This window comes from Cryptosporangium sp. NPDC048952 (assembly GCF_043197895.1).
In the GTDB taxonomy this organism is placed as follows: Bacteria; Actinomycetota; Actinomycetes; order Mycobacteriales; family Cryptosporangiaceae; genus Cryptosporangium.
In genome coordinates, this window is the sequence record NZ_JBICTY010000001.1 from 706,084 (window position 1) to 720,446 (window position 14,363).

15 protein-coding genes are annotated in these 14,363 nt (G+C 70.8%); 9 read left to right on the plus strand and 6 right to left on the minus strand.

Going from position 1 to position 14,363, the window contains the following annotated elements; all coding sequences use genetic code 11:
* The first annotated feature begins 67 nt into the window (after positions 1–67).
* Positions 68–1,114 (plus strand): bile acid:sodium symporter family protein, encoded by a 1,047-nt coding sequence (locus ACGFY5_RS03240; protein WP_392716778.1) that lies wholly within the window; start codon positions 68–70, stop codon positions 1,112–1,114.
* Here the strand turns inward: ACGFY5_RS03240 and ACGFY5_RS03245 are convergent.
* Together ACGFY5_RS03245 and rpmG are read right to left on the minus strand one after the other, a co-directional pair.
* On the minus strand, positions 1,090–1,368 hold the full coding sequence (locus ACGFY5_RS03245; RefSeq protein ID WP_392716780.1) for a hypothetical protein: 279 nt from the start codon (positions 1,366–1,368) through the stop codon (positions 1,090–1,092). The two genes, ACGFY5_RS03240 and ACGFY5_RS03245, sit on opposite strands and share 25 nt — an antisense overlap.
* Positions 1,369–1,404: 36 nt before the next feature.
* A complete protein-coding gene (gene rpmG, locus ACGFY5_RS03250) occupies positions 1,405–1,572 on the minus strand; it encodes a 50S ribosomal protein L33 (RefSeq protein WP_392716782.1) in 168 nt (55 codons plus the stop codon).
* 106 nt (positions 1,573–1,678) lie between these two features.
* Between rpmG and ACGFY5_RS03255 the strand changes: the two genes are divergently transcribed.
* Together ACGFY5_RS03255 and ACGFY5_RS03260 are read left to right on the plus strand one after the other, a co-directional pair.
* Positions 1,679–1,927 (plus strand): type B 50S ribosomal protein L31, encoded by a 249-nt coding sequence (locus ACGFY5_RS03255; protein WP_392716784.1) that lies wholly within the window; start codon positions 1,679–1,681, stop codon positions 1,925–1,927.
* A gap of 113 nt (positions 1,928–2,040) precedes the next feature.
* Positions 2,041–4,713 carry a LuxR C-terminal-related transcriptional regulator gene (locus ACGFY5_RS03260; protein WP_392716786.1) on the plus strand — a complete coding sequence of 891 codons (2,673 nt, stop codon included), beginning with the start codon at positions 2,041–2,043 and terminating at the stop codon, positions 4,711–4,713.
* Here the strand turns inward: ACGFY5_RS03260 and ACGFY5_RS03265 are convergent.
* Positions 4,710–7,112 carry a phosphoketolase gene (locus ACGFY5_RS03265; RefSeq protein WP_392718629.1) on the minus strand — a complete coding sequence of 801 codons (2,403 nt, stop codon included), beginning with the start codon at positions 7,110–7,112 and terminating at the stop codon, positions 4,710–4,712. The genes ACGFY5_RS03260 and ACGFY5_RS03265 overlap by 4 nt on opposite strands.
* A gap of 132 nt (positions 7,113–7,244) precedes the next feature.
* On the opposite strand from ACGFY5_RS03265, the gene ACGFY5_RS03270 reads away from it, so the two are divergent.
* A complete protein-coding gene (locus ACGFY5_RS03270; RefSeq protein ID WP_392716788.1) occupies positions 7,245–7,841 on the plus strand; it encodes an ATP-binding cassette domain-containing protein in 597 nt (198 codons plus the stop codon).
* 7 nt (positions 7,842–7,848) lie between these two features.
* Here ACGFY5_RS03270 and ACGFY5_RS03275 read toward each other — a convergent pair whose 3' ends face one another.
* Positions 7,849–8,460: a hypothetical protein gene (locus ACGFY5_RS03275; protein ID WP_392716790.1), complete on the minus strand. Its 612-nt coding sequence runs from the start codon at positions 8,458–8,460 to the stop codon at positions 7,849–7,851.
* 182 nt (positions 8,461–8,642) lie between these two features.
* Between ACGFY5_RS03275 and ACGFY5_RS03280 the strand changes: the two genes are divergently transcribed.
* From ACGFY5_RS03280 to ACGFY5_RS03295, 4 genes are all read left to right on the plus strand, one after another.
* Positions 8,643–9,122: a DUF2231 domain-containing protein gene (locus ACGFY5_RS03280; RefSeq protein ID WP_392716792.1), complete on the plus strand. Its 480-nt coding sequence runs from the start codon at positions 8,643–8,645 to the stop codon at positions 9,120–9,122.
* Between the two features lie 25 nt (positions 9,123–9,147).
* Entirely contained in the window at positions 9,148–9,537 is a 390-nt protein-coding gene (locus tag ACGFY5_RS03285) for a BlaI/MecI/CopY family transcriptional regulator (protein ID WP_392716794.1), read from the plus strand.
* Positions 9,534–10,514 (plus strand): M56 family metallopeptidase, encoded by a 981-nt coding sequence (locus ACGFY5_RS03290; RefSeq protein ID WP_392716796.1) that lies wholly within the window; start codon positions 9,534–9,536, stop codon positions 10,512–10,514. The genes ACGFY5_RS03285 and ACGFY5_RS03290 overlap by 4 nt, the downstream gene beginning before the upstream one ends.
* Positions 10,515–10,605: 91 nt before the next feature.
* Positions 10,606–11,178 carry an HD domain-containing protein gene (locus ACGFY5_RS03295; RefSeq protein WP_392716798.1) on the plus strand — a complete coding sequence of 191 codons (573 nt, stop codon included), beginning with the start codon at positions 10,606–10,608 and terminating at the stop codon, positions 11,176–11,178.
* On the opposite strand, the gene ACGFY5_RS03300 is transcribed toward ACGFY5_RS03295, so the two are convergent.
* Positions 11,172–12,560 (minus strand): glutamine synthetase, encoded by a 1,389-nt coding sequence (locus ACGFY5_RS03300; protein ID WP_392716800.1) that lies wholly within the window; start codon positions 12,558–12,560, stop codon positions 11,172–11,174. The two genes, ACGFY5_RS03295 and ACGFY5_RS03300, sit on opposite strands and share 7 nt — an antisense overlap.
* Positions 12,561–12,687: 127 nt before the next feature.
* On the opposite strand from ACGFY5_RS03300, the gene ACGFY5_RS03305 reads away from it, so the two are divergent.
* Positions 12,688–13,539: a siderophore-interacting protein gene (locus ACGFY5_RS03305; RefSeq protein ID WP_392716802.1), complete on the plus strand. Its 852-nt coding sequence runs from the start codon at positions 12,688–12,690 to the stop codon at positions 13,537–13,539.
* Positions 13,540–13,544: 5 nt separating this feature from the next.
* Here ACGFY5_RS03305 and ACGFY5_RS03310 read toward each other — a convergent pair whose 3' ends face one another.
* On the minus strand, positions 13,545–14,270 hold the full coding sequence (locus tag ACGFY5_RS03310; RefSeq protein ID WP_392716804.1) for a CAP domain-containing protein: 726 nt from the start codon (positions 14,268–14,270) through the stop codon (positions 13,545–13,547).
* Between the last annotated feature and the right edge of the window lie 93 nt (positions 14,271–14,363).

The following is a 14,363-nucleotide window of genomic DNA, read 5'->3' on the forward strand; positions in this document are numbered from 1 at the left end:
ACTTCACGATTGGCGTCGCGTGGCGCAGGCTTGGATGGTTGGTCCTGCGTACTTTCGGAAGAGGTCCATGTCCGCGCTCCGCCGGTTCCGCCCCGACCCCTACATCGTCGCGCTGCTGTGCACTGTCGCATTCGCGTCCGTACTGCCGGCGTCGGGCGTGGTCGAAGACGTCCTCGACCAGCTGATCGTCGTCGCGATCGGGTTCTTGTTCTTCCTGTACGGAGCGCGGCTCTCCACCGAAACCATGATCGCGGGCATGCGCCACTGGCGCCTGCACCTGCTGGTGCTGGCGCTGACGTTCGTGCTCTTCCCGGTGTTCGGGCTGGCGCTGCGGCTGCTGCCGGAGGCGGTTCTCAACCCCGAGCTCGCCGCCGGAATCCTCTTCCTGTGCCTGCTGCCCTCGACGGTGCAATCATCGATCGCGTTCACATCGGTCGCCAAAGGTAACGTCGCGGCTGCGATCTGTACTGCTTCGCTGTCGAACGTCATCGGGGTCTTGCTGACGCCGCTCCTGGTCGCGACGCTGCTCTCGTCCGGAGTGCACGTGTCCGGCGGCACGGTCGTGAAGATCGTCGTGCAGCTGCTCGTGCCGTTCGCGCTGGGTCAGCTGCTGCGCCCGTGGATCGGCGGGTTCGTGACGAAGCACAAGCAGGTGCTGGGGCTGCTCGACAAGGGCTCGATCCTGCTCGTCGTCTACACCGCGTTCAGCGGCGCGGTCGTGGCAGGCGTCTGGGGCATGCTGAGCGGCTGGGACCTTTTTGTGTTGGTCGTCTCGTGCATCGGGCTGCTCGCGCTGGTGCTGGTCACGACCTGGTTCGTCGCGTCACGGCTGCGGTTTTCCCGCGAGGACCGGATCACGATCATGTTCACGGGATCGACGAAGAGCCTCGCCACCGGTGTACCGATGGCGACGGTCATCTTCGCCGGTGCGGGTGCGGGCCTGGTGATCCTGCCGCTGATGCTGTTCCACCAGCTGCAGCTGATCACCTGCGCGGTGCTGGCGCGGCGGTGGGCCGCACAGGCGCCGGCGCCCGCCACGGAACCCGCGGCTCAGAACGCCGTCGCGCCCGCGGAGGGGGCGGCGTCCGATCAGAGCCTGAAGACGAACGCGTAGGAGATCGCACCGGCGGCGATCGCGCCGACGATCGCGGCCCAGATCGACCAGCCGAACGGGAACGCCAACAGCAGGAACACCAGGACTGCGGCGACGGCCGGGACGACCCACTTGGGGACCGGCGGGATCGTGGCGCGCTTCTCGGGGGTGCGGGCGTCGAGCTGGGGAAGGTAGCCGGTGACGTCCGGCTGCTCGGGGTTCGGGACCGCCTCGCGGGCGGCGGCGTCCCGGGCGTCAGAGGGGTTCGCAGTCATGTACTGATCGCTACCCCTCCGACGCCCTCGCTGAACTCAGCGCTCCTCGCGGAACTCCACGTGACGCCCGGCGCGCGGGTCGTACTTCGTCAGCGTGAGGCGGTCGGGGTCATTCCGCCGGTTCTTACGGGTGACGTACGTGTAGCCGGTGCCAACCGTCGACCGCAGCTTGACCACGGGACGGAGCTCGTTGCCCTTGCTCATTGGGGGCCTCCTTCGGTGCCGTCCGGGTAAACGAAAATCATTGCCGGGAACATTCCCCGGGTGGGTTGGGTTATCCAACCGAGAACGAAGAGAGAGGAACGAAGGCATGAAGCCTGGCATCCACCCCGAGTACCGCCCCGTGGTGTTCCGTGACCGGTCGGCGGACGAGGCGTTCCTGACCCGCTCGACGGTGAGTACGGACCGCACGATCGAGTGGTCGGACGGGAACACGTATCCGCTGGTCGAGGTCGACATCTCGTCGGTCAGCCACCCGTTCTACACCGGCAAGCAGCGCATCCTCGACAGCGCCGGTCGCGTCGAGAAGTTCCGCGCGCGGTACGCAAAGCGCGCGTAAGCGGTCCAGCGGACCCGTTCCACCCTCCGTAACCACGCGAAGAAGAAGTAACACCCACGCCCGAGGCGCAAGCCTCGGGCGAACTTTTGTGCGGCCACCCGCGTGGAACCTCCATGCTCGCCCGTGCGCTGCCCGACGACGTCCGTGCGCTGGTGATCCAGGGACCGCCCGGTATCGGCAAATCCACGCTGCTCCGGCAGGCCGCGGAGACGGCCGAGGGATCCCTGGTTCTCACCGCGGCGGGCGTCGATGCCGAGTCCGACCTCCGGTTCGCGGCGCTGCACCGGCTGCTGATGCCGCTGTCCGACCGGATGTCGTCGCTGCCGAAAACGCAGGCCGCGACGCTGGAGCGGGCGATGGCCGGCGACGTGCCCGGCGAACTGTCGCTGGGCGTCGCCGTGCTCGAGTTGCTCGTGCGTACGGGCCGAAGACGGCCGGTGCTGTGCTGCGTGGACGACGTCCACCTGACCGACGACGCATCCCGGCATGTCCTGGCATTCGTCGCTCGGCGGCTCGCGAACGAGCGGGTCGTGATGCTGTTCACGATGCCCGACGACCGGCAACCGCTTCCCGGGTTGCCCACGTACGAGCTGCCCGGTGTGGACACCGTTCCCAGTGAGCTCCCCTCCGACGTGGCCGCTGCGATCGTCCGCGCGTGCGCCGGCAACCCCCGTGCGATCGAGGAGCTGACCCGCACGCTCTCGGCCGACCAGCGTGCCGGGCGCGCGCCCCTCCCCGAGGCGTTGCCGCTGCACAGCCGCGTCCGCCGCGAGTACGACGCGCGCATCGCCCGGTTGCCGATCGAGACCCGCCGGCTCCTGCTGCTGGTCGCTGCCGACGAGCGAATCGACGTCGAGACGCTCGGCCGTGCGGGTGGTGACCTGGCGGCGTTGGCGCCGGCCGAGGCCGCCGGGCTCGTGCACGAGGTCGACGGTGCGGTCCGGTTCCGCCTTCCGCTCCTGCGTGGTGCCGTCTACTCCGCGGCGCCCGCCGCCGACCGCCGCGCCGCCCACCGCCTGCTCGCCGACGTGCTCGCCTCCCCGTCCGCCGCTGCTCCGGCGAGGGCCGAGGCCCGTCGGCGTCTGCGCCACACCTGGCACCTCGCCGCCCTCCTATCGACGTCACCCGGCGAACCGGGCGAGCCGGCTGCCCTGATTTCCCGGGAATTGGTAGCAGCGGCAGGACTTGTACGGGACAACGGGGATCACGCGGCGGCTTCGGAGGCGGTGGAGCGGGTCGCGGAGTTGACGGCGGAGTCCGACGGAAAGGCCGGCTACCTGCTGACGGCCGCGCAGGACGCCTGGCTGGCCGGCCGCCCGCACCGCGCGGGCGTGCTCCTCGCGCGGTTGCGCCCACCGAACCCGGAAACCGCGCTGGTCGGCTTCCGCGACCTGCTGCGCGGCGAAATCGAGCTCCGCACCGGCCTCCCCACCGCCGCGCAGGACCTGCTCCTCGGCGCCGCCGACCGACTCGGCGAACCCCACCGCACCGCCGCGATGATCGCGCTCATCCACGCCAGCGAAGTCGACTTCGTCTCCGGCGACCGGCATCGCTACCTCCGCATCCTGAATCGGGTGCAGGCGCTGCGCCGCAACGAGGAATCCCCCGAGGCCGAGCTCATGTTCGAGTTCTGCACCGGTATGGCCGCGACTTTCGAACGGCGCCACGCCGACGCGGTCGGCCCCCTGCGCCGCGTGCTCAAACTCAGCACCCTGCACGACGACCCGATGCTCCTGAGCTGGGCGAGCCTCACCGCGTGCATCCTCGGCCAGGAGTCGACAGCGTTCGGGCTCTCCGTGCGCGCCAGGGCGTCCGCACAGGTGCGCGGCGAGATCGCGGCCCTGCCCCGCACGTTCGAGCTCAGCACCTACGCCCAGCTCTGGCTCGGCCGCCACGCGGGCGCGACCGCGACCGCCGACGAGGGGCTCGCACTGGCCCGCGAGCTCGGCCAGGCCGGTTCGGCGAGCTTCCAGCTGGCGAGCCTCGCGCTGCTCGCCGTGCCCCGCGGCGACGAGCAGACCTGTGTGGTCCGCGCCCGCGCGGCGATCGCCGAGGCCGACACCCGCGGCCCGGGCATGTCGGTCGCGATGGCCCACTGGGCGCTCGCGGCGCTCGACCTCACTGTCGGCCGCACCGCCGAAGCGCTGGCCCGGCTGCGCGTGCTGGTCTCGGACCCAGCCAGCGGCCGCAGCCACCCGCTGGTACGGATGATGGCCGCGCCCCACTTCGTCGAGGCGGCGCTGCGCTGCGGCGACCGCGAGGCGGCGACCAGCGTCGGCGGTTACTTCGACACGTGGGCGAGCGCGACCGGGAGCCCGGCGCCGATGGCGCTCGCGGCCCGCTGCCGGGCGTTGGTCGCGACCGATCCGGCGGTGGCCGACGAGAACTACCAGGAGGCGATGCGTCTCCACACGCTCGGCCGGCACGAGTTCGAACGTGCCCGCACCGAGCTGCTGTACGGGCACGAGCTGCGTCGGCGCCGTGGCCCGCTGGCGGCGCGCGAAGTGCTGCACGACGCGCTGGACACGTTCGAGCAGCTGGACGCGAAGCCCTGGGTGAACGCCTGCCAGGGCGAACTCCGCGCTGCGAGGGAAGACGTGAACACGCCGAGCGAGCTCACCCCGCAGCAACTGCAGATCGCCCGGTTCGCCGCCCAGGGTGCGACGAACCGGGAGATCGCGGCGCAGCTCTACCTGAGCGTCCGCACCGTGGACCACCACATGCGCAACATCTTCGTGCGCCTCGGCGTCCACTCGCGGGTGGAACTGGTCCGGCGCATCTCCTAGTAGGGGGCGGTGCCCCGCGCTGGGAGCACCCAGTCGGCGACCTCGGGCATGTCCTCCAGGTGCTCCACGACGTACGCCTCGTGCTTCTCCAGCTGCGCCTCGCACCACGCCTTGAGCTCCGACGCCCCCGGCGGCGTCCGGCGCGCGTTGTTCAGCGCGTCGATCACCAGGTGGTAGCGCGACGCCTTGTTCTTCACCGTCATGTCGAACGGCGTCGTCGTGGTGCCTTCCTCGATGAACCCGCGGACGTGGAACCGGTCGGCGTCCGGACGCCCGTGGACGACCTGGTGGATCGCGCCCGGGAAACCGTGGAACGTGAACACGACGTCGACGTGGTCGGTGAACAGCTCCCGGAACAGCATCGGCTCCATGCCGTGCGGGTGGTCCTTCGGCCGCTGCAGCGCCATCAGGTCGACGACGTTCACGACCCGGGTGCGGAAGTGCGGCAGCCGCTCGGTGAGGATCTGCGCTGCCGCGACGGTTTCCATCGTCACCACGTCGCCGGCGCAGGCCAGGACGATGTCGGGGTCGCTGGTGCCGTCGTCGTTACCGGCCCACTCCCAGATTCCCGCACCCCGCGCGCAGTGCTCGATCGCCTCGTCGATCGTCAGGTATTGCAGTTGCGGTTGCTTGTCGATGACGATCAGGTTGACGTAGGAGCGCGACCGGAAGCAGTGGTCGGCGACCGAGAGCAGGCAGTTCGCGTCCGGCGGCAGGTAGATCCGGGACACGGTTCCGCGCTGGGTGAGCACCGTCTGGATGAGACCCGGGCCCTGGTGCGAGAAGCCGTTGTGGTCGTTGCGCCAGGCGGTCGACGTCAGCAGGACGTTCAGGCTCGGTACCTTGGCCCGCCACGAGAGGTGGTTGGCCTCTTCCAGCCACTTGCTGTGCTGGACGGTCTGCGACGCGCTGACCATCGCGAACGCCTCGTACGTGCCGAACAGGCCGTGGCGGCCGGTGAGCGTGTACCCCTCCAGCCAGCCGTGGCAGTTGTGCTCCGACAGCACCTCCATCACCCGGCCGTCGCGGCTGAGTTTGTCGTCGGTGGGCAGCACGGTCTCGGCCCAGGCCCGGTCGGACACCTCGAACACGGCACCGAGGCGGTTGCTGTTCGTCTCGTCCGGGGAGAACAGCCGGAACCGGTCGGGGTTGCGCGTGTAGATGTCGCGCATCAGCTCACCGAGCTTGCGTGTCGACTCGGCCCGCGTGCCGGCCGGCTCCTCGACGTCGATCGCGTAGTCGCGGAAGTCGGGCAGGTCCAGGTCCTGCGTCAGCAGGCCGCCGTTGGCGTGCGGTGTGGCCGACATCCGCAGGTTGCCCTCCGGGTTCGCGGCCAGTACGTCGGCGTTCGGCGTTCCGTCCTCGCCGAACAGTTCTTCCGGACGGTACGAGCGCAGCCACCGCTCGAGCTGTGCGAGGTGCTCGGGGTTGTCCTTGACGCCGGAGAGCGGCACCTGGTGCGCGCGGTACGTGCCGGCCACCGGCGTTCCGTCGACCTCCTCGGGGCCGGTCCAGCCCTTCGGCGTCCGCAGGACGATCATCGGCCACCGGGGACGCGAGCCGTCCCAGTCGCCGTTACGCGCCGACTCCTGAATACGACGGATCGCGCCCCAGGCGGTGGCCAGTGCCTCGGCGAAGCCGTAGTGCATGCCCGGCAGGTCCGAGCCCTCGACCTCGATGACCTCGTAGCCGTGGCCGGAGAACAGGTCACGGACCTCGGCCGGGTCCTTGCGGGCGAGCACGGTCGGGCCGGAGATCTTCGCGCCGTTGAGGTGCAGCACCGGGAGCACTGCGCCGTCCCGCTGCGGGTTGAGGAACGAGATGCCCTTCCAGGCGCCCTCCAGCGGCCCGGTCTCGGCTTCGCCGTCCCCGACGACGGCCAGCGCGAGCAGATCCGGATTGTCCATCACGGCGCCGAACGCGTGCACCAGCACGTAGCCGAGCTCGCCGCCCTCATGGATCGATCCAGGCGTCGTGACCGAGACGTGGCTCGGGATTCCGCCCGGAGCGGAGAACTGACGGAACAGCCGGTGCATGCCGTTCCCGTCGGGGCCGACCCGCGGGTAGATCTCGCTGTAGGTGCCCTCGAGCCAGCCGGCCGCGACCAGCGCGGGGCCGCCGTGGCCCGGGCCGGCCAGGTAGAGCGCCTGCTGACCGGTGATCCGGATCAGCCGCGAGAGGTGGGCGTACAGGAACGACAGACCCGGGCTGGTGCCCCAGTGCCCGAGTAGCCGCGGCTTGATGTGCTCAGGCCGGAGCGGTTCGCGCAGCAGCGCGTTGTCCTGCAGGTAAATTTGTCCGACGGTCAGATAGTTGTTCGCCCGCCACCAGGCGTCGACGCGAGCCAGGTCCGCGTCGTCGAGTTGGCGGACGTGGTCAGCGAGACCTGTCGAGGTCATCGTGGAGGTCACGCTCCGAGGGTTTCGCATGTCGGCGGTACTAAACAGGGCCGGAAGACACTGTTCATCCCTGTGGGGTGAATTACATGGATGGGATTCGAACCTTCCCGGCCAGGTGTCCGTTCTCTTTCCGTGGACTTGTCGGAGAGAACGTTACGTCTGGAAAACGTTCGGGACGGTGTCTCGTTCGAGGCGCGCCCGGGGCGGGTCACGGCGCTGTTCGGCTCCGACGACGCGTCGAGCCTGCTGACCGTCGCGCTCGGGTTGGTCCGGCCGGAGCAGGGGCGGGTCACCGTCGACGGCGTCGATCTCGACGATCTGGACCCGTCGGCCTGGTGGTCGGAGGTCGCCTGGGTGCCGCAGCGCCCGGCGCTGGTGGCCGGCACGATCGCGGACAACATCCGGATGGGCTGGTCGGCGACCGACGCCGAGGTGGCCGCCGCGGCCCGTGCGGCCGGTCTCGACGAGGCGCTCGACGCGCTTGTCGACGAGGACACCTGGTCGGACGACCGGCACCAGCGGATCGGATTCGCGCGGGTGTTCCTGCGCGACTCCGCGGTGGTGCTGCTCGACGAGCCGACGGCCATGCTCGATGCCGACGGCGACGAAGCGCTCGCGGTGTTGCGTCGGCTGGTGGCCGGGCGGACCGTGCTGCTGGTGGTGCACCGGCCCACCCTGTTGGCCCTCGCGGACGTCGTCATCGCGGTGCCGGGGCTCGTCCCGGCCTAGAAGTGGGTCAGTGCAGGCGGTCGCGCCACTGACGCTCGAACAGCAGCCACTCCCGGGTCCAGTCGGCGTCCCGCCGCTCGTCCAGGCGAGTGCTGCCCCACTGGTAGAGGCCCCAGATCATCAGGCCGAACATGCTGACGCAGCCGATCACCGTCGCCCCGGCACGGAAACGCAGATCCGCGGGCTCGGCGGGTGGCCGGACCGGGGTGTAGTCCAGGTCCATCCAGACCTCGGCCGACGCGCCTTCGCCCGCCCCGGGCGGAGCACCGTAGACGTTGCCGGTGCGCATCGTGCCGTCGGGAAGCGTCCAGGTGGCCGGGACGCCGGGCGCCGGCGCGGGTGACACCGAATCGACAGCGGTGTGGCCGCCCGTCGTCCGGGAGAGCAGGACGACCGGGACCTGCTGCAACTGCGACCGCTCGACCATCGCCGCGTCGAGGCTGCGGTGGTACGTGCCGAGCACGACCAGGAACGAGATCACCGACACCGCGAGCACGGCCAGCGCCGAGAAGATTCTGAGCGTGCGCTCCAGCCGATCGACCCGACGCCGCAGCGGGCTCCGGGTCAGCCCGAGCGACCGCAACACACGGAGGCCGGTCGTGTACTTCGGCTGGCGCATCGATGGTTCTCCTTACTGACCACCGCGGCAGGCCGGGAGGGGGGAGTTTTCGGCCAACCGCGGTGGGACCCGGTACGGGTACCTCGGATACGTGCGCGCTCGGGTGCAGGTTCACGGTTCACCTAGCTACTACATAGGTGCGTAGTAATAATGGAGGTAGTTGAACGCTAAAGGAGATGCCCATGCCGACCGAGATCAACGGGCTGCCGGCCCACGTGCTGCTCGTCCATTTCGTCGTCGTGATGATCCCGATCACGGCGTTACTGCTCCTGGCCAGCGCGTTCTGGCCCAGCGCGCGGCACCGCATCGGCGTGGTGCTCCCGATCGCAGCGCTGCTCTCGCTGATCAGCGTCCCGGTCACCGCGAACGCGGGGGACTGGCTCCGCCAGCAGATGGGCGGCGGCAGCCCGCAGGTCACCCGGCACGCGCACTTCGCCGACCAGCTGCTGCCGTGGACGGTCGGGCTCTTCCTGGTGTCGGCGGCGGTCTGGGCCGTGCACCGGTTCGTGCCCGCGGCCCGCTCCGGCAACAGCAGGACCGTGCTGACCGTCGGCCTGGCCGTGCTGGCGGTGATCGTCGCCATCGGGTCGGTCTACGCCACGTACCGGGTCGGTGACTCCGGTGCGAAGGCTGCCTGGGACGGCGTCATCGCGGCAGAATAGGGACTTGCGGCGGTAGGAGGCAGCAGTGGACGAGCAGCGGGGCCAGGCGCGGCGGTCGAGCGGATCGCTGGAGCGTGCCGTGCTCGACGTCCTCGCCGGCTCCTCGGCACCGCTCACCGTCCCGGAGGTCCGGGACGCCCTCTCCGTCGAGCTCGCCTACACGACGGTGCAGACCGCGCTGGTGCGGCTACACGCCAAGGGTGTCTTAGCGCGGGAGCGCTCCGGTCGGTCGTTCGCGTATCGGCCGGTCGAGACGCCGGAGGCGATGCAGGTCGGCGCCGCCGCCCGGCGGATGCGCAAGATCCTCGACTCCGGCGGTGACCGGCGCGGTGTGCTCGCGCGGTTCGTCGCCGACCTGAGCCAGGAGGACGAAGCAATCCTCGCCGCGCTGTTGGCCGAGACGGAGAACGAATGAGCTGGGGCACGCTCAACTGGTTCGGGGTGAGCTGTTGGCTCCTGGCCGCGGTGCTGCCCTGGGCGGTGGCGGGCCTGACCGGTCTGGCCGCGCCGAGCCTCGTCCGGCGCGTCCACCCGGCGACCGCCACCTGGAGCCTCACGCTGGTGGCCCTCGGCGTCGCCGCCGCGACCGCGATCGGAGCGGGGGCCGCCGCGGTGGCGCTGGCGCGCCCGCTGCTCGCCGAAGCGCCCCTGCCCGACGGCTACGGTCTGCACACCCCCGGCCGAGTCGCGGTCGTCCTGCTGATCGGTCTCCCGCTCCTCGCCGGCGCCGCGGCCGTGGTCCCGGTCGCCTGGTCGGCGGTCCGCGACCTGCTGGCCGCCAGGGACACCTGGAGCCGTGCCCGCCCGATCGACGGTGTCCTCATCGTCGACGACCCCGACCCGGAGGCTTACGCCGTCCCGGGCCGGCGAGGGCTGGTCGTGATGCACACCGGGCTGCTCGCGGTGCTGGCGCCGGGGGAGCAGGACGTCGTGCTCGCGCACGAGCGGTCCCACCTGCGCCGTCGCCACTACGCCCACGTGCTGCTCGTCCGGGTTGCCACCTGGCTCAACCCGCTGCTGCGGCCGCTCGTCGCGTCGATCACCGAGCAGGTCGAGCGGTGGGCCGACGAGGACGCGGCCCGCGAGGTCGGTGACCGCACGGTCGCGGCCCGCACGATCGCGAAGGCCGCGCTGGCCCGGTCGGCCGTCCGGTCGGGGCGGACCCCGGTGGTCCGGCGCGCCCCGCAGCCGGTTCTCCGAGCCACCACGGGCGACGCCACCGCGCGCGCCACCGCACTGATGGCGCCGCCGCTGCCGGCGGGGCGTCCGCTGTTGGCGCTGGTCATCGTGCTCGCGCTGGCGCTGCCGATCCACTCCGGATGGGGCGCGCGTGCGGTCGAGAGCCTCTACCAGACCGCGTGCGAGCAGCTCATCCCGGGCGACGCCCGGTAGCGCGTCCGCGAAAGCGAACATCAGGTGAACACGGTGTGAGCACCACAACTGCACCCAGGCAAGCCTGGACACACTGCGTAACACTCGATTCATGGTGGTGATCGCGTGCGACTTCGGTCTGGAGCTGGCTGAGGAGTTGGCGCGGACGTTGCTCCCGGCGCCGGTCGAGCGCTGGTTCCACTCCGCTGGAGTGGCTGCCCGCGCCCAGCAGTTGGCGCACACCGTCCCCCCGGACGAGCGCGGCCTGCTCGTGGCTGCGGCCTGGGTGCACGACATCGGGTACGCCGACGAGGTCCGCGACACGGGGTTCCACCCGCTCGACGGAGCGCGCTACCTCGATGAGTTAGGCCTTCCCAAGCGCCTGACCAGCCTCGTTGCCCATCATTCCGGCGCGCGCTTCGTCGCCGATGAGCGCGGGCTCGGGCTGGCGATGGCCGACTTCCCGGTCGAGGTCTCGCCGCTCTCGGATGCGCTCACCTACGCCGACCAGACGGTCGGCCCGCACGGGCGGCCGTACAGCGTCGACCAGCGCATGGCCGAGATGCTCGGTCGGCACGGCCCGGGTTCCCCGCAGGCGCGGGCGCACCAGAAACGCGCCCCCTACCTGCTCGGTGTCGCCAAGCGGATGGAGAGCGCGCTCTTGGTCACGGTGGGTGATCAGTAGAGCCAGCGGTGGCCGTCGATGACGTCCTCGATCGACCGGTCCTGCGCCCAGAGGTGATCCGACCGCCGGACCGCCGCGAACGCACCGGCCAGCTCGGGCCCCAGCACCGCGGCGATGCGCGGGTTCTCCTGCAGCGCGGTGAGCTGCTCGTCGGTGCTGATCGGCAGCCGCCGGATGCCCTCCTTCGAGCGCCGCTCCTCCGGCCAGGAACCGACGTCCTCCTGGATCGGGTCCGGCAACGTCAACTTCTCCTCGACGCCGGCCAGGCCGGCGCCGATCACGACGGCCAACGCCAGGTACGGGTTGCCCGACGCGTCGGACGGCGTCAGCTCGATGTTGGCGTGCGAGGGACCGAGCATCGCTGTCGACGGCAGGAACCGCAGCGGCGCTTCGCGGTTCCCGATGCCCCAGAACGCGTACGCGCCGGCGAACGCGCTCGGCCGCAGCCGGGTCAGCGACGGGACACTCGGCGCGCTGATCGCGGCGATCGCCGGCAGGTCGCGCAGCAGCCCGGCCAGGTAGCCGGCGCCCTCGTTGGAGAGTCCGTGCGGCCCGTCGCCGTCCATCAGCAGGTTCTTGTTCCGCCGCCACGGCGAGCTGTGCAGCCGCCAGACGTTGCCGATGCCCGCGACGTCGACCACCGGCGCGAAGCTGGCGCGTAGCCCCTGGGCCCGCGCGGCCGCGTGGATGGTCTGGCGGGCGAGCATCTGCCGGTCGGCCGCGCTCACCGGGTCGGTGGCGGTGATGGAGATCTTCAACCGGGACGGCCCGTGCTCGGCGTGCAGCTGCCCGACGGGGACACCGTCCGCGTTCAGGTCGGAGAGCAGCTGGGCGGCGAACTCGTCGACGCGCAGGAGCGCGGTGGGGCTGTAGGCCGGACCGCGGTGCGCGGGCGTGAGCTCCGCGTCCTTGCAGAGGTAGAACTCGAGCTCGTAGCCGGCGCGGATCGTCAGCCCGGCGTCCTGGGCGCGTTCCACCTGCCGTTCCAGTACGGAGCGCTGGTCGTAGGGCGTGGGCGTGCCGTCGGCGCCGAGCTGGCGGCCGGGTGCCCAGGCGAACGCCGGCTGGCCCTTCAGCCGCACCAGGCGATCGATGACGGGCAGCAGCCGCACCTCGCCGGACGGTGTCGACAGGTCCTGGTGGGCGAACGTGGTGCCGTCGTGGGAGTCGAGCACGGCGAACAGCGACGTCAGCCCGACGCCGTAGCGGGAGGAGCTCGCCAGCTGGTCGATCGGCACGGTCTGGGACCGCGGGATGCCGTTGTTGTCGGCCCACACGATCGTCACGCCGATGACGCCGGCGTTCGCGAGCTCCTCGGCGGCACGCGCCCAGAGCTCCTCCGGGGTCGGGATGGCCGGGGGGCTCATGGTGCTGAGAGCCATGCTCACTCCTCGCTTGGCGCCGATAACCGCTCAAATAGGCTATTACCCCTCAAGCTGGGACAGTCAAGCGAGGCTCTTAGTTTTCCGGGTTAGGCTCGCCTTAGTAGCTAGTAGAGAGAGGGTCCGGATGACTCAGCCCCGCCGGAAGCGGTCGCTCCGAACCGCGACCGTGCTGCGTACGGAGCAGCTCACCCCGCACATGGTCCGCGTCGTGCTCGGCGGTGAGGGGCTCGCCGAGTTCCCCGCCGGCGAGTTCAGCGACCACTACGTCAAGCTGATGTTCCCGCACGACGGCGTCGCGTACCCGGAGCCGTTCGACATGGACGTCGTCCGGGAGACGCTGCCGCGGGAGAGCTGGCCGCGGGTCCGGACGTACACCGTTCGCAGCTGGGACGCCGGATCCGGCGAACTGGCGATCGACTTCGTCGTCCACGGCGACGAAGGGGTCGCGGGGCCGTGGGCCGCCACCGCGAAGCCCGGTGACGTCCTGCGGTTCCAGGGCCCGGGCGGCGCGTACGTGCCGACCGAGGACGCGGACTGGCACCTGTTGGTCGGCGACGAGGCCGCGCTGCCGGCGATCGCCGCGTCGCTGGAGCGGGTGCCTGCCGGGAAGCCGGTGTACGCGTTCATCGAGGTCTCCGGTCCGGAGGAAGAGCAGAAGATCGCCACCGACGCCGACGCGCGGATCGTCTGGCTGCACCGCGGTGACCGGCCGGTCGGCGAAGCCCTCGTCGAGGCGGTCCGCGCCTTGGAGTTCCCCGCGGGCGCGCTGCTGGCGTTCGTCCACGGCGAGGCGAACTTCGTGAAGGAGTTGCGCAAGCACCTCCGCGTCGAGCGTGGGGTCGAGCGCGAGCAGCTCTCGATCTCCGGCTACTGGCGCAAGGGACGCGACGAGGACGGCTGGCAGTCGTCGAAGGGCGAATTCAACGCCCAGATCGAGGCCGAGGAAGCCGAGGCGTTGGCTACTTCCCGAGGCTGAGTAACCTATTTCCCGAGGAAGATGACGGTGATGGGGACGTTCCTGGAGTCGCGGCGCATGTCGGCGCCGAGCGAGCGGTAGCCGCACTTCAGCGACCCCGTCGCCTGCGTGCGGACGGTGGCGTCCGTGGATTTCGAGAACCCGGTCGCCGCCGCCTCGTTCGGCGTCTCGGCGCCCAGCACTATCGCTTCCAGGACGTTGCGTTCGTATCCGGCGGCCCGGGCTCGTTTGCCCGGGTCGTCGCCGTTCGGGCCGACCAGCGTGAGGTAGCCGGACGTGACCATCGCGGTCAGGTGCGTCGCGGACGCCTTCTGCAGGGTCGGGGAGTACGCGACCTCGTCGCAGCCGAGCTTGGTCAGCGACTTGTTGACGGTGGCCAGCACGGCCCGGTTCGTGGCGTTCCCCGCGGGTGCGGTGGACGACGCGGACGGCCGGGCCCCGTCGGGCGTTCCGCCGGGGGCGGCCGGCGCTAGGGGCGCCGCGGGGTCCGCGCTCGGGACGTCGTTCGGAGCGCCGGGCGTGAGCACCGGTGCCTGCGGGTCGGTGGCTTGCGAATCCGGCGCCGAGTCCGACGTGCCGTAGCGGCCGAGCTCGCTGGTGAGCAGGGCGCCGAGCACGAGCACGAGCGCGACGAACCCGGCGGCGATCGTCCCGATTCCGGTGAATCTGCGTCGCGATCCCGAATAGATGTCAGGCCTCGACGCGTGGTTACCGTAAGTCGACCCGAACATTGCTCACCCCTCGGCCGGCCGTCGTGTCGAAATCACGGATCTTCGTGCGGAGGGGTTCACCTCCGTTGTGGGATTCCCGTTCATTTCTGAGCA